Genomic DNA, 13,274 nt, shown 5'->3' with positions numbered 1-13,274 from the left:
TACTCTCTACACTCTTAAAAGGTATGGTTGACACCGAAATAGTAACCGCCGTTGGGCGCACTTTCCGGGAAAATCGACTGGGCGACTGCCGACCAGTCTTCCGCTACCGGCCAACGCGCGCGCAACCGATATTCGGAATCCTCTAAATTATACGCATCGACCGTGAGCAGGCCTTTGCCGATCTCATAATCCGCCCCCGCTCCGACCTCGCCGCGAATCAAACCGGCCCGCAACGACCAACGGCCGTTGTGCTTACCGTATTGCAAGTTGGCCAGCGTACCTTTACCGATATCTTCCGCGCCGATCAGTCCGAACGCATTTTCATTACCGATGCGCCAATTGGCGTTCAGTGTGGCTTTATGCTTATCCGTATTATATAACATCTCGACTTCGCCGGGCATGGTGAGCGACGACCGTTGGATTCCGCCGATGCGACTGGAAATCTGCCGCGCGTTTTCACTCGTCACGCGAAAGTTTTCCGCGGTCGCCCGCAAATCGTCGGTTAATTTACCGTCGGCATCCAAGCGCGCGAGCAGTAAATTCACATCGTCGGTCATTTGCTGCAGCGAAGATGTCAGCACGATCATCCGCGCCGTCATGTCATTGGCGTTGGCCACCGTGGCGCGCAACTGCTCTTGCATGACGGGGTCGCCGATCACTTTGTTGACACTGTCCATCGCTTCCTGCGTCTTGGCCAGCAAGCGGTTGGTTTCCCGCATGATCGCATCAATACCGCCGGGCATGCCGCCTGTGATCGTATCACCCGGTTGCAGCGCGCCGTTTTTTAAATCGCCGGGCGTAATGCGAATAAATTTTTCGCCCATCACGCCGTCCGCTTCGACCGCAAAATAAGAATCTTTCGGAATCGAAATGCCGTCGTAAATGCGCAACCGCACTTTCGCGCCGTGCGGCAGTGACGACACCTCTTCGACTTTTCCGACTTCCACGCCGGAATAGCGCACCTGGTTGCCCTGCGCCAAACCGTTCACTTCCGGAAAAATGCCATAGACGTCGTAGCCTTTTTTGCCGAAAAATACAAAGTTTGAAAGTTGTGCCAAGACGATCGCCGTCGCGATCAGCCCCGCTAAGGTAAACGCTCCGACCTTGGCCTCTGTTGACCACTTCATGGACGCCGCTCCTCCTCATCCAATTCGCTCTTGCCCTGTAAAAAATTCTGTACGAGCGGATTGTCCGATTGCCAAAATGTATCGGCCGGAGCATCCGCAATAAAACGCCCCTGATGTAAAAACGCGAGACGATCGGCGACGGTTCGGGCCGAATCGAGTTCATGCGTAACGACCACGCCGCTCGTGCCGTATTGATGCTGCGCGCGGCGGATCAGACGATCGACCGTCGCCGCGCTGATCGGATCGAGCCCCGCCGTCGGTTCGTCATATAAAACGACTTTCGGTTCGGTCGCCAGCGCGCGCGCCAACGCGACGCGTTTTTTCATGCCGCCCGACAACTGCTGCGGCAACGCATCTTGCCACTCCGCCAGTCCCACCAGTTGCAAACGTTCGCGCACATTCGCTGCGATTTCGTCTTTACTTAATTCATTTTGCCGCACCAGACCGAAGGCGACATTTTCGCCGACGGTCATCGAATCAAACAGCGCGGAGTATTGGAATACATAGCCCATGTGCCGACGCACTTCGTTCCACTGCCGTTCGCTGTAATCCGTCACATCGACTCCGTCGATCAAAACGCGTCCCGAGGTCGGTTTGACCAAACCGATGAGGACGCGGAGAATCGTCGATTTGCCCGAGCCGGATGCGCCCAAAATAACGAGCGTTTCGCCCGCCGCCACGGTCAGATCCACGCCGCGCAGGATTTCGCGTTCGTCGAAGCGCACCGTCACGTCCTGTAATTCAATCATCTTCGCCTCTTAAAATAAAACGCTCGACAACAAATAGTTGACGGCAAAAATCATCATAATCGAATACACCACGGTTTCGGTCGCCGCTTTGCCGACGCCTTCTGCGCCGGCGGTCGCGAGCATGCCGCGACTGCAGCCGACGACCGCGACAATCATCCCGAAGACGACCGCTTTAATCATCCCGAGATAGACGTCGCTCGGCGTGACAAACATCTCAATCGAACGCCAAAACGTGTAGGCGGAAATACCGTTATTCAATGTGCAGACCAAAACGCCGCCGAAGGTGCCGACAATCAGTCCCAATACATTTAAAAGCGGCAGCATGATCATGCATGCTGCCATGCGCGGCACCACCAGGTAACTGATCGGATCGGTCGCCAGCACGCGCAAGGCGTCGATCTGCTCGGTGACTTTCATCGTGCCGATCTCGGCCGTAATCGCCGCACCGCCGCGGCCCGCTAAAACGACGCCGCATAATACCGGCCCCAATTCGCGGCCCATCCCGAGTGAGACGATCGCGCCGATGGAAAATTGCGCGCCGAAACGCGAGAGTTCGGTGGCGATCTGCAAGGTCAGCACCATGCCGGTGAACAGCAGCGTCAGCGCGACAATCGGAAACGAGCCGACGCCCAGCAGCGCCATCTGTTTAATTGTCTGGCGCATATTGAGCGAAGTAATGCGCTGCCACGCCGCGATCAATAATTGAACGGCGGCGCCGATCTGCGCCAAAACATAGATCGTTGAGCGCCCGAGCGAGGTCAAAAATTCGTTCACAACGCGCATCCTCCTAAAAACATTATTATGTTTTATTTTAACACATTTAGCGGTCTGACGTTCCCGTATAACGCGCACTTTTCATTTTTCCGACCGGCGCGCGGGTCGTTTTTCCGGAATTTTAAAAGCAGCTGTGTAATACCAGCTGCTTTTGTATTATTTTGTCCCTGTTTCAGGGGGTTAGCGAAACGCCGCAATGAAATCGGTAAATGTTTTTTCATTTATCGTTTCGACCTTGGCGGCCAACGGCTCTTCGGCGAGATGAATCAAGTCTTCATAACTCGGACGATCTTTTTCTTCGTAGAGCACGCCGGTGATCAAGCCTTCGCGTTCATTCAACAGCGTCAACGCGCGCGCTTTGTCGGCGGGATCGTAATCGGCCACATCGTTCACATCGGTGAGATGTTCTTTGAACCATTCGTACGTATTGTATTTATTGTACGTGACGCAAGGCGTAAAGACGTTGATGAAAGAGAAACCTTGGTAATCCATGCCGCGCATGATGATATCCACGAGCCCTCGCCGGTCCAGCGCGTATCCCTGCGCCACAAATCCCGCGCCGGCGGCCAGCGCCATCGACGATACCGCCAGCGGCGTTTCCACATTGCCGTGCGGCGTTGTCTTGGTTACGAAGCCGAGCGAGCTGCGCGGACTGGTCTGACCTTTGGTAAGACCGTAAACATGGTTATCGAAAACGATGTAGGTGATGTTCAAATTGCGTTTGATCGCATGAATCGTATGCCCCATGCCGATCGCGTACGCGTCACCGTCGCCCGAGCAAACCACCACTTCCAAATCGCGGTTCGCCAATTTCACGCCCTGCGCGAACGGCAACGCGCGACCGTGCGTCGTATGCGCGCCGTAGCAGTACAGGTAACCGCCGATGCGGCTCGAACAGCCGATGCCGGAAATCAGCATTAATTTTTCAAAAGGAATGTTGCGTTTCGAAGCGGCTTCCTGAATCGCCATCTGAATGCCGAAGTCGCCGCAGCCGGGGCACCAGTTCGGCTGAATCGCATTTTTATACTCTCGTGCGTTCGCCATCAGAGCACCTCCTTGACGCGGGCCGCAATCTGACTCGGTGTCAGTGTCAGGCCGTCATAACGTTTCAACATGGAAAACGGCGCCAATTCGGGCAAATGCATCGTCAGGAGCTGTGTAAGCTGCCCCGTCGCATTTTGCTCGAGTACGAGCACTTTTTTCGCCTTTTCGACATACGGGCGCAAGGCTTCGGTCGGGAACGGCTCCAGGAGTCGCAAACCGATGCGGTTGACTTTAATGCCTTCCTTGCGCAACGGTTCCGCCGCCTCCGCGGCCGCGCCGCAGGCGGAATTAATCGAAATCAACAGTACGTCGGCCTCTTCGGTCGGCGCATCAATGGCCAGAGGCGCGAAATGATCGGCCACCGTCGTAAATTTACGCAAACGCTTATCCGTCTGCACGACGCGATTCGACGGCGCTTCCGCCGGCTTACCGACCGTGTCGTGTTCCAAACCGGTGGACAGGAACATGCCGTTCGGCGTGCCCGGAATCGTTCGCGGCGAAATGCCCGATTCGGTATCGGCGAAACGCGCGAAATAATCCGGTCGTATCAGTTCCGGCAAATCCTTCGTCTGCAAATTGCCGCGTTCAATTTTGACGCGACTGAGGTCGAGCGCCGGTACGCTCTGTTTATTCAAGCCCTGCTGCAAATCGGCCAAGACAATGACCGGACATTGGTATTGTTCCGCGAGATTGAATGCTTCCGCCGTCACGTAGAAGCATTCCTCGGTGGAGGTCGGCGCGACGACAATTTTGCCCACGTCGCCATGCGCGCTGTAAATCGCCGCCATGATGTCGCTTTGTTCGACCTTGGTCGCCATGCCCGTCGACGGGCCGGCTCGCATGACATCAATAATGACCATCGGAATTTCCGCGATCGTCGCCAGCGAAATCGATTCCGCCATCAGCGACAGACCCGGACCCGATGTCGCGGTGAACGCGCGGACGCCGGCGAAGTTCGCGCCGATCGCCATCATGCAAGACGCCAGTTCATCTTCCGTTTGCACAACGGCGCCGTGCACGCGGTCAATCGCCTGAATCATGTATTCCATGATTTCGGACGCCGGCGTAATCGGGTAGCTCGCCATGAAACGAGCGCCCGCCGCGAGAGCGCCGAGCGCGATCGCTTCGTTACCCATCAAAAACAGCAGATCGGCATCCGGCGGTTCGGGCAAGCTTCCGGGCGCGGCAAAATTATCTTTCTGTTCATCGACCAGACGCGCCCCCTCGTTGAATGCGCGCACGTTGGCCGCAATCACTTCCTGCGTCTTTTTCGCGAAGCGATCCGAAATCGCCGCGATGAAACGTTCACGCGGGAAACCCAGGTACGCGACCGACATGCCGAGCGCCACAATGTTTTTCATTTGCAGCGAGCCGCATTCTTTCGCGGTATCCGTGATCGGCAAAGCCAGGAGCGTAACGCCCGCCGGCAAATCATCGCCTTTCGGAGCGAATTTCGTATCGGCGATCAACACGCCGCCCGAACGCAATTCGTGGCCGTGCTGATCAATCGTTTCCTGATCGAGCGCGATCAGGTTGTCCACGCCTTCGCCGATCGTTCCCAACTGGTGACTGGCGATCCGCAATGCAAAGGTCGTATGGCCGCCCTTGATGCGCGAGGCGAATAAACGCTGGGAAAACAGGGAGTAGCCAAGCGCGGCAAGCACTTTGGCAAGAATTTCACCGCCCGATTCAATTCCTTCGCCCTGCTGGCCGCCCATCTTCCAGACAAAATCTTCTCTCGTCTGCAAAGTAAAACCCTCCTTCACTGACTGCTATGGTTCAGTTATGTTGCAAGCGCGCCGGTACGACGACTTCCAACACGCCCGTCGCGTACGGAGCAATTTGCGCCGGGTTGAAAATCACCACGGCGTCGCCGTGATCATTCAAATAGTACGGCAAATCATTGTAGACGGCCGTCGCTTTGGCAAGTTCTTCCGGCCAGTATTCAATCGCCCGTGCCGCCAGCGCGCGTTGCACGTAAGCGCGTACCAACCGATTGGTCGCGGCGTTGGAGCGTTCTCCTAAAAAGTCCGCCAATTTTACGGTTTGACCGTTTTGTTTATCAAACACCCACGCCCGCCATTGCGTATCGGGATGCGCGCCGCCGTCAAACGAGGTGCCTTTCGCTACCACGGAAAGATAGCGGTCGCTCTGGTAGGTCACTTGCTGACTGTACATCTGCCAGTGGTCCGCTACGGGACCCGTCGCCGGCGCTTCTTTAGCCAGTAATTGCGCACCCGCATACTGCGCGCGCGCCACATCTTTCGCGAGCGTCGCGTTGATCTTCGCTTCCACGCGCGGACGCTCGGAAAGGCTTACGCTGACCCCCGCCACATCATTGTAATCGTTGGCGCTCGCCGTGCCGAGCGCGAGCGTCATCATGACGCCGGCTAAAAGAAATAATTTTTTCATAAAGAATCCTCCTGTGTTCGCATTCCATAATTTTTAATGACTGCCGCCGACAGGCAGCGTATCTGTCCGATTTATTTGCGCAGCGACGATACGTCGATACTGATCAGTCCCGAGGAGTACGGCGCGATTTCATACTGGTTGAACAGCAAAATCGCGTGTCCCGCCTGATCGAGGTAGTAATTGTACGGCGCATCCGTCGCCAGCGCCGCCGGCAACTCGTCTTCAAAATACGCTACATTGCGCGCGTCCAAATCGTTGCGGACCACATCTCCCAGCAGTGTCTGCAACTCCGCGCGGGAACGACCGAGATATTGCTCCAGCGTGACTTTCTCGCCCGTCTTCGTGGCGAACACGAGTCCGCGCGTTTCGGTATAGCCGTGCGGACCGCCTTCGTACGTATATTCCTCCGTCAAAAAGGAAATATATTGATCTCCGCAGTACGTCGCTTTTTGCGTGTAGTTATGTTCGTACGACCAGCTGCGTTCCTGCATGCTTTTCGCTTCGGCCTGAATTTTTTCGCCATTTTGGCGCGCTTCACTCGCATAATGAGCCAATGCTTTATTAATGCTCGTGGAAGCGACCGGTTGACCGGAGATTTTTACCTCACTCTGACTCCATGTCGTTGTCGTCGTCGGCATCGCGCAGGCGCTGAGTGAAACCGCGGTCAGTAAACCGCAAAGTAAAGTTAATTTACGTAGATTTTTCATGGGATTCCTCCGTTCTTTTACAAAACTCTCTCTTATAAGTGTACGCTATTCGACGCAGGTATGCCACCCTAAAGCAAGGTTGTAAAAAAACTTTTCACGCAGGCTCTGCGTCAATACGTGCCTAAGCTCGTTACTTTTATTTTACAATGATTTATTTCTTTTTCCAAAGCGGAACAACGGCGGCCCCTCTGTCGGACGGTACGCGGGTGACAAGCGCGGAATACAGCGCCGCTTTTACGTCCGACGCATGCGCTGCCCCGACATGCGCACATGATGCCCGGCAGAAAACAAAAAACAGACCGCAAAGGTCTGTTTTCATTTCATTTATAACGTTGTACATCGCCGCATCGGTTGGTATTTACATTTGCCATAACGGCACGGCAAGCGCCCGCACTTCGGCGATCGCCTCCGGCGTGACGGCGTCAAAATACACATGCAAAAGGCAGAGTCCCTGCGCCGGCGCGGTCATGCCGAGTCGGCGGCGATCCTTGCTCTCCCCGATCGCGACAAGATCCGCCGGCGTTTTACGGCCGCGTCCGCAATCGACGAGCGCCCCGACAATATTGCGCACCATTTTGTACAGGAAACCGTCGCCCGTCACGTAAATTTTCAGCAGGTCGCCCGCTTCCTCGAGATGAATATCGTAAATCGTGCGCACCGGATTGCTCGGCACGGAATTGTTACCGCGATACGCCGTAAAATCATGCGTGCCGCATAATACTTGCGCCGCCGCGCGCATAGTCGCCACGTCAAGCGCGTACCCAAGTCGCCAGACGTAGCGGTAACGAAACGGGTCGTCGTCGCGGCCGCGTAAAATCTGGTAAAGATAGGTCTTGCCCGTATTTTGCCGACGCACGCTGTAATCTTCCGGCACTTCACGGCTTTTTCGCACGCGCACGGCCGGCGGCAAAAGCGCGTTCATGGCGGACGCGAACCGTTCGCCGGGAATCGTGCCGGTCGTATAAAAAGTGCATTCCTGCGCCCACGCGTGCACGCCCGAGTCGGTGCGCGCCACGAAGTACAGCGTCGTTTTCTCTCCTAAAATGCGTTGCAGTACATCTTCGATCACTTCCTGCACCGCCATGCCGTTCAACTGTCGTTGAAAACCGACAAAAGGACTGCCGTCATACGCGACGGTGATGTGGATATTTCTCAGTGCAGCCATCGCAGAATTCCCAGCACCAAAACGACCGCGATCGTTCCCGCAAACGCGACCATGTCCACATTTTCGTAATGCAATTCATGCAGTCGCGTCCGATTTTCACCGCCGCGATAGCAACGCGCTTCCATCGCGGTCGCGAGTTCATCCGCGCGCCGAAACGCGCTCACAAACAGCGGCACCATCAGCGGCACCAACGCCTTGCCGCGGCGGATCAGGTTACCGGATTCAAAGTCGGCCCCGCGCGCTTTTTGCGCTTTCATGATGCGTTCCGTTTCCTGCAACAGCGTCGGGATAAACCGCAGCGCGATCGTCATCATCATCGCCAATTCATGCGCCGGCACGCCGATGCCGCGGAACGGATTCAACAGCTGCTCAATGCCGTCGGTCAAAACAATCGGGCTCGTGGTGTACGTAAGCAGCGCGGAAAAGCTGATTAAATAGACCAGCCGCATCGTCATCATCGCGCCTTGCCGCAAGCCTTCTTCCGTCACATGCAGCCAGCCCCATTGCCAAACGAGCGTGCCCGGAGTGGTGAAGACATGAATCACCATCGTGAAAACGATAATAATCCAAAGCGGTTTGACTGCCTTCCATATGAGTGATAACGGCAAATTCGAAAGCGCGATGCCCAGCAGTACAAATGCCGTCACCACGCCGTACGCGACCCAGGTATCGGCGAGAAAAATCCCGACGATGAAAATCATCGTGCAGAGAATCTTCGTGCGCGGATCGAGGCGATGCATAAATGATTTTGTCGGATAGTATTGTCCTAATGTAATATTGCCCAGCATCATTGTCTCCCCTGCAACGCATCGTGAGCGGCGTTCGACGGCGGTATTTTTCCAAGCGCCGCCAAAATATTGGCCGTCGCCTCTTCCGGTTCAATCGCGCGTTCATCGACCGCGCAACCGCACTCATTGATGCGCGCTAAAAGGCGCGACACCGGCGGTGCTTCCACGCCCGCCGCGGCGAGTTCCGCGCTGTGGTTGATGAAAATGTCCAACGGGTTGCCGTCGAGCATGATTTCCCCTTTGTTCAAGACAATTACACGGGATGCCAAGCGGGAAATATCTTCCATATTATGAGACACCAAGATCACCGTAAAGCGCCGATCTTCATGCCACGCTTTCACGCGATCAAAAATCGCCTGCCGACCGATCGGATCCAAACCCGCCGACGGTTCATCCAAAACGAGGTAGCGCGGGTGCATCGCAATCACGCCCGCGATCGCCACGCGCCGTTGCTGACCGCCGGAAAGACGAAACGGTGAACGTTCCGCGAATTCATCATAGGGTAAGCCCACAAAGCGCATCGCCACATGGACCCGTTCATCAATCTTCGCCGCGTCAAGCCCCAGGTTCGTCGGGCCGAACGCAATATCAGCGCGAATCGTTTCTTCAAAGAGCTGATGCTCCGGATACTGAAATACCATGCCGACGCTGTGTCGCGCCTTGCGCGCCGCGGCGGTTTTACCGGTGAGGTCGACGCCGTCGACCGTGACCGTCCCCGAAGTCGGCAGCAGCAAACCGTTCAAATGCTGCACCAATGTCGATTTTCCCGAGCCGGTATGACCGATAATGCCGACGAATTCGCCTTCTTTAATTTCCAGATTAATATTGCGCAGGGCCTTCTTTTCGTAAGGAGTGCCGGCGCCGTAGGTATAACTTACCCCTTTGAGTTGTATTGACATAGCGCCTCTCCCAATTCTTCATCCGTGATGATGTCTTCCCGCAAAGGTATGCCCGCCGCGCGCAAATCGTGCGCCACTTCGGAGGCGACCGGAACATCGAGCCCGAGTTCCTTTAAGCGATCCACATCGGCAAACACTTCGCGCGGTGTGCCGTCCATGACCAGCTCTCCTTTAATCATGACAAGAATACGATCGGCTTGCGCGGCCTCTTCCATAAAATGCGTAATGTACACGACGGTCATACCGCGTTTGTCATGCAAGGCCTGCACCGTATGCATGACTTCTTCACGACCGCGCGGATCGAGCATCGCCGTCGGTTCGTCAAGAACGATGCATTCCGGTTGCATCGCCAATACGCCCGCGATCGCTACGCGCTGTTTTTGCCCGCCCGAAAGCATATGCGGCGCATGCTTGCGATACGCCGTCATATCGACCGCCGCCAGCGCCTCATCGACGCGCTCCTGCAGTTGTTCCCGCGGCACGCCGAGATTTTCCGGGCCGAACGCCACATCTTCCTCGACGACCGCCGCGACAATTTGGTTGTCCGGATTTTGAAAAACCATGCCGACGCGGCTGCGAATATCCCAAACTCTCGCTTCATCGCGCACCGAGATGCCGTCCACCAAGACGTCCCCTTCCGTGGGCAGCAAAAGTGCGTTCAAATGTTTGGCAAACGTCGACTTGCCGCTGCCGTTCGTACCGATGACAGCCACAAATTCGCCGCGTTTGATTTGCACGCTGACATCACGGATCGCGTATCCCGTGTTGCCCTCTTCATCGACATAGGCATGCGCCATATGATGAATATCAAACATTAACGGTTGTTCCATACCGTTCCTTTCCTTTAAAAACAAAATTATATCTTATCCATTTTACCACAATCAACATTAGAAAGTTGCAAAAGATAACAATTAAAATATAAAAAAAGGAGGTCGTGACCTCCTTTTTTTATTCTTCCGGTGAAATATCCTCTGAATCGTCTTCAGAAAGCAGCGGGAACGTAATGGTAAATGTCGTACCGGAACCGAGCTCCGATGTAACTTCAATCGCCGCGTGATGCATGTCGATGATGTCACGCGCGATCGCCAATCCCAAACCGGTACCTCCTGTCGCTTTGGTTCGGGAGGAATCGACACGATAGAAACGAGTGAAGATATTCGGTAAATCTTTTTCCGAAATGCCGACGCCTTCGTCCATGATCGAGACAATGTATTGCGCGCCCGTGACCGTTGCCGAAAGCATGATCCGTCGACCTTCCGGCGTGTACTTCACCGCATTGTCGAGGAAAATACGCAACAATTGTTTGAAGAGCGCATCGTCCGCCTCAATCAGCGCCGACTCATTCGCCGCTAAATACAACTCGTGGTGCGGTCCCTGTCGATCCGCGATCTGCAGACCGTTCCACACTTCCCGCACAATCTCCGACGTTTCCAGCGGCCGCAAGCGAATATTGAGTTCGCCGGCGCTCGCGCGCGCGATAAAGAGCAAATGCTCAATCAGCTGCCGCATGTATTCCGTTTCCGCCTGAATGGCCGCCAACGATTCCGAAAGCGTCTCGGGATCCTGCGCCCCCCAGCGAATCAACAGATCCGTATACCCGTTGATCACCGTAATCGGCGTACGCAACTCATGCGACGCGTCGCTGACGAACTGCCGCTGCTGCGCGACCCCGTGCTCGATACGATCGAGCGTGCGGTTAATCGTCACCGCCAGTTCATACTGTTCGTCGCGTGATTCCGGCAACGGAATGCGGTAGCCCATTTCATTGACTTCGATATGTTTCAGCGGCTCTTTCATCGCGCGCAGCGGGGCGAGCACTTTATTCGTCAGTACCACGCCCGCTAAAATCGTAACGCCCAAGCTGGCGAGCACCGTCACGAGGATCTGGCGAATCAAAAGCTCAATGAAAAAGCGTTCGCGTTGCGCGCCGCGGATAAACTGCAGGTAGTAGACCTTGCCGTCCGCCGATTCCCAGCGTTTGAGGTAACGATAGGTAAATTCATTTTCCGTATCAATAATCTCAAAGTGAGCGCCGTCGGGATCCGTTTCGTTCAGCTGGCGCAGCTGCCCCGGCGTCAGCGGCTCTCCGGGCTCGTAACGGGCTATATTGTCAAGAATCGGACGCCCTTTGTCGTTGTACACCACAAGATTGACGTACGTCAGCACGTTTTGCCCTTGGAAAATACTCGCGTCCACCTGACCGTGATGATCGAGGTAAAAAACAGTTTGACGTGCGCTCATGCGCACGTCAAATTGAAGCTGTCGCATCAAGAGGTAATGGACGCTACCGATCGCAAGAAACGCGGTAAAAATCAGGATGAGAAACATCATCCCGCCGTACATAAACGTCAACTTGACGGACAACGATTGATTAAATTTTTGAAGTTTACGCAGCCATCCCTTAATCGCGGGCGACATAACCGATGCCCCGCACCGTGTGGATGTACTTCTTGCCGACTACTTCATCCACCTTGCTGCGCAGATAACGGATATACACGTCGACGATATTGGTGTCGCCGACATAATCATAACCCCAAACATCTTCCAGAATGCGATCGCGTCCCAACACGATGTTTTTGTTTTTCGCAAGATACGTCAACAATTCGAATTCTTTTTTCGTCAAATTGATGATCGTCGTGCCGACCTGCACTTCATGCCGATCCGGGAAAATGTACAAATCTTTGATGTGGTACGAAGATTCATTGAGTTTGTCGCCGCCGACCTTTTTGCGCAGCAACGCGCGAATACGCGCCAAAAGTTCTTTGCTCGAGAACGGCTTGGTGAGATAATCATCTGCGCCAAGATCCAAACCCTTCACTTTGGAATCGACATCGTCTTTCGCCGAAAGCACGAGAATCGGTATATTGCTCATCTCGCGCACGCGTTTGATAATGGAAAAGCCGTCTTCCTCCGGCAACATCAAGTCCAACAAAATCAAGTCAAAGTGCCCCTGGCCGATATGGTCGATAACGCCGCCACCGGTAAAATCGAGCACGCATTCATAGCCGTCGTGTTCCAATTCCAGCTGTAAAAAGCGGGCGATTTTCTTTTCGTCTTCTACAATTAAAATTTTTCCGTTCATTTCGGTTCCTCCTAACAGGTTCCTACTCCGTTCCGAATAAGTAATAGCAATGATTCGATAATAGTCAGGGCATCTCCTGCGAAATGCCGCTTCTGTGTTTACTATACCGAACCGTCGGCGATAATTCAATCGCATTTTTTAAAATTCGTTTGTTTATTAAAAAATATATGTTGACAATATTTTTATAAAAAAGCAGGGCCTAAAACTTTAATTCCTTGTATTACACACTGAAAACGACTGCCGCGGACTTTTTTCAGATTTATTTTTATCCCGCGAGGTAAATTGACCGGCGTATAATGATCGTTTTTTCTCAGAAAAAATTTTTTGACTTTTTATTTTATTTTACGAAAAATTTTCTTCAACGCAGCGACCATCCATATTTTACGCGCGCGTTCGCGTCCCACCACCGCCGCCGCGCTGCGTAACCGCGTTAGCAATAAAGCTTGCGCCGACGTTGCTTACCGTTTTCAGCCGTCGGAAACTCCGTTGGCGCACAATCTTGACCGCAGTCATTTTTTAACTTGCGA

At 54.3% G+C, this 13,274-nt stretch carries 14 protein-coding genes; all 14 read right to left on the bottom strand.

From position 1 onward, the window contains the following. Nucleotides 1-14: 14 nt before the first annotated feature. Nucleotides 15-1,127: an MlaD family protein gene (locus HNR45_RS02040; protein ID WP_159823157.1), complete on the bottom strand. Its 1,113-nt coding sequence runs from the start codon at nt 1,125-1,127 to the stop codon at nt 15-17. After that, complete coding sequence (locus HNR45_RS02035) at nt 1,124-1,876, bottom strand: ABC transporter ATP-binding protein (RefSeq protein ID WP_159823158.1); 753 nt, start codon at nt 1,874-1,876, stop codon at nt 1,124-1,126. The genes HNR45_RS02040 and HNR45_RS02035 overlap by 4 nt, the downstream gene beginning before the upstream one ends. Before the next feature lie 9 nt (nt 1,877-1,885). After that, nucleotides 1,886-2,659: an MlaE family ABC transporter permease gene (locus HNR45_RS02030; RefSeq protein WP_159823159.1), complete on the bottom strand. Its 774-nt coding sequence runs from the start codon at nt 2,657-2,659 to the stop codon at nt 1,886-1,888. Between the two features lie 171 nt (nt 2,660-2,830). Next, nucleotides 2,831-3,694, bottom strand: a complete 864-nt coding sequence (locus HNR45_RS02025; RefSeq protein ID WP_159823160.1) for a 2-oxoacid:ferredoxin oxidoreductase subunit beta — start codon at nt 3,692-3,694, stop codon at nt 2,831-2,833. Then, complete coding sequence (locus tag HNR45_RS02020) at nt 3,694-5,442, bottom strand: 2-oxoacid:acceptor oxidoreductase subunit alpha (protein WP_159823161.1); 1,749 nt, start codon at nt 5,440-5,442, stop codon at nt 3,694-3,696. The genes HNR45_RS02025 and HNR45_RS02020 overlap by 1 nt, the downstream gene beginning before the upstream one ends. A gap of 31 nt (nt 5,443-5,473) precedes the next feature. Continuing rightward, complete coding sequence (locus HNR45_RS02015; protein WP_159823162.1) at nt 5,474-6,106, bottom strand: DUF3298 and DUF4163 domain-containing protein; 633 nt, start codon at nt 6,104-6,106, stop codon at nt 5,474-5,476. A gap of 71 nt (nt 6,107-6,177) precedes the next feature. Next, nucleotides 6,178-6,813, bottom strand: coding sequence for a DUF3298 and DUF4163 domain-containing protein (locus HNR45_RS02010; RefSeq protein WP_159823163.1), 636 nt, complete (start codon nt 6,811-6,813; stop codon nt 6,178-6,180). 358 nt (nt 6,814-7,171) lie between these two features. Then, nucleotides 7,172-7,978, bottom strand: a complete 807-nt coding sequence (gene truA, locus HNR45_RS02005; protein WP_184327511.1) for a tRNA pseudouridine(38-40) synthase TruA — start codon at nt 7,976-7,978, stop codon at nt 7,172-7,174. Continuing rightward, nucleotides 7,966-8,766, bottom strand: coding sequence for an energy-coupling factor transporter transmembrane component T family protein (locus HNR45_RS02000; protein WP_159823203.1), 801 nt, complete (start codon nt 8,764-8,766; stop codon nt 7,966-7,968). The genes truA and HNR45_RS02000 overlap by 13 nt, the downstream gene beginning before the upstream one ends. Next, nucleotides 8,766-9,665, bottom strand: coding sequence for an energy-coupling factor transporter ATPase (locus HNR45_RS01995; RefSeq protein ID WP_159823164.1), 900 nt, complete (start codon nt 9,663-9,665; stop codon nt 8,766-8,768). Before HNR45_RS01995 ends, HNR45_RS02000 begins: the two co-directional genes overlap by 1 nt. Further along, nucleotides 9,641-10,495, bottom strand: a complete 855-nt coding sequence (locus HNR45_RS01990; protein ID WP_200841509.1) for an energy-coupling factor transporter ATPase — start codon at nt 10,493-10,495, stop codon at nt 9,641-9,643. Before HNR45_RS01990 ends, HNR45_RS01995 begins: the two co-directional genes overlap by 25 nt. Nucleotides 10,496-10,613: 118 nt before the next feature. Further along, complete coding sequence (locus HNR45_RS01985; RefSeq protein ID WP_159823165.1) at nt 10,614-12,083, bottom strand: sensor histidine kinase; 1,470 nt, start codon at nt 12,081-12,083, stop codon at nt 10,614-10,616. Further along, nucleotides 12,067-12,747, bottom strand: coding sequence for a response regulator transcription factor (locus tag HNR45_RS01980; protein ID WP_024047967.1), 681 nt, complete (start codon nt 12,745-12,747; stop codon nt 12,067-12,069). Before HNR45_RS01980 ends, HNR45_RS01985 begins: the two co-directional genes overlap by 17 nt. A gap of 381 nt (nt 12,748-13,128) precedes the next feature. Beyond that, the gene (locus HNR45_RS07275) at nt 13,129-13,260 is read right to left on the bottom strand and encodes a hypothetical protein (RefSeq protein ID WP_260399112.1); all 132 of its coding nucleotides are present in this window, start codon (nt 13,258-13,260) and stop codon (nt 13,129-13,131) included. Nucleotides 13,261-13,274 lie beyond the last annotated feature (14 nt).

The organism is Negativicoccus succinicivorans (assembly GCF_014207605.1).
In the GTDB taxonomy this organism is placed as follows: Bacteria; Bacillota; Negativicutes; order Veillonellales; family Negativicoccaceae; genus Negativicoccus; species Negativicoccus succinicivorans.
This window is presented reverse-complemented; position numbering and strand designations above follow the sequence as displayed.

Bases quoted from the DNA above. Each gene is read 5' to 3' on its own strand.
- HNR45_RS02040 (WP_159823157.1), bottom strand. From the start codon at position 1,127: ATGAAGTGGTCAACAGAGGCCAAGGTCGGAGCGTTTACCTTAGCGGGG.
- HNR45_RS02035 (WP_159823158.1), bottom strand. From the start codon at position 1,876: ATGATTGAATTACAGGACGTGACGGTGCGCTTCGACGAACGCGAAATC.
- HNR45_RS02030 (WP_159823159.1), bottom strand. From the start codon at position 2,659: ATGCGCGTTGTGAACGAATTTTTGACCTCGCTCGGGCGCTCAACGATC.
- HNR45_RS02025 (WP_159823160.1), bottom strand. From the start codon at position 3,694: ATGGCGAACGCACGAGAGTATAAAAATGCGATTCAGCCGAACTGGTGC.
- HNR45_RS02015 (WP_159823162.1), bottom strand. From the start codon at position 6,106: ATGAAAAAATTATTTCTTTTAGCCGGCGTCATGATGACGCTCGCGCTC.
- HNR45_RS02010 (WP_159823163.1), bottom strand. From the start codon at position 6,813: ATGAAAAATCTACGTAAATTAACTTTACTTTGCGGTTTACTGACCGCG.
- truA (WP_184327511.1), bottom strand. From the start codon at position 7,978: ATGGCTGCACTGAGAAATATCCACATCACCGTCGCGTATGACGGCAGT.
- HNR45_RS02000 (WP_159823203.1), bottom strand. From the start codon at position 8,766: ATGCTGGGCAATATTACATTAGGACAATACTATCCGACAAAATCATTT.
- HNR45_RS01995 (WP_159823164.1), bottom strand. From the start codon at position 9,665: ATGTCAATACAACTCAAAGGGGTAAGTTATACCTACGGCGCCGGCACT.
- HNR45_RS01990 (WP_200841509.1), bottom strand. From the start codon at position 10,495: ATGGAACAACCGTTAATGTTTGATATTCATCATATGGCGCATGCCTAT.
- HNR45_RS01985 (WP_159823165.1), bottom strand. From the start codon at position 12,083: ATGTCGCCCGCGATTAAGGGATGGCTGCGTAAACTTCAAAAATTTAAT.
- HNR45_RS01980 (WP_024047967.1), bottom strand. From the start codon at position 12,747: ATGAACGGAAAAATTTTAATTGTAGAAGACGAAAAGAAAATCGCCCGC.
- HNR45_RS07275 (WP_260399112.1), bottom strand. From the start codon at position 13,260: ATGACTGCGGTCAAGATTGTGCGCCAACGGAGTTTCCGACGGCTGAAA.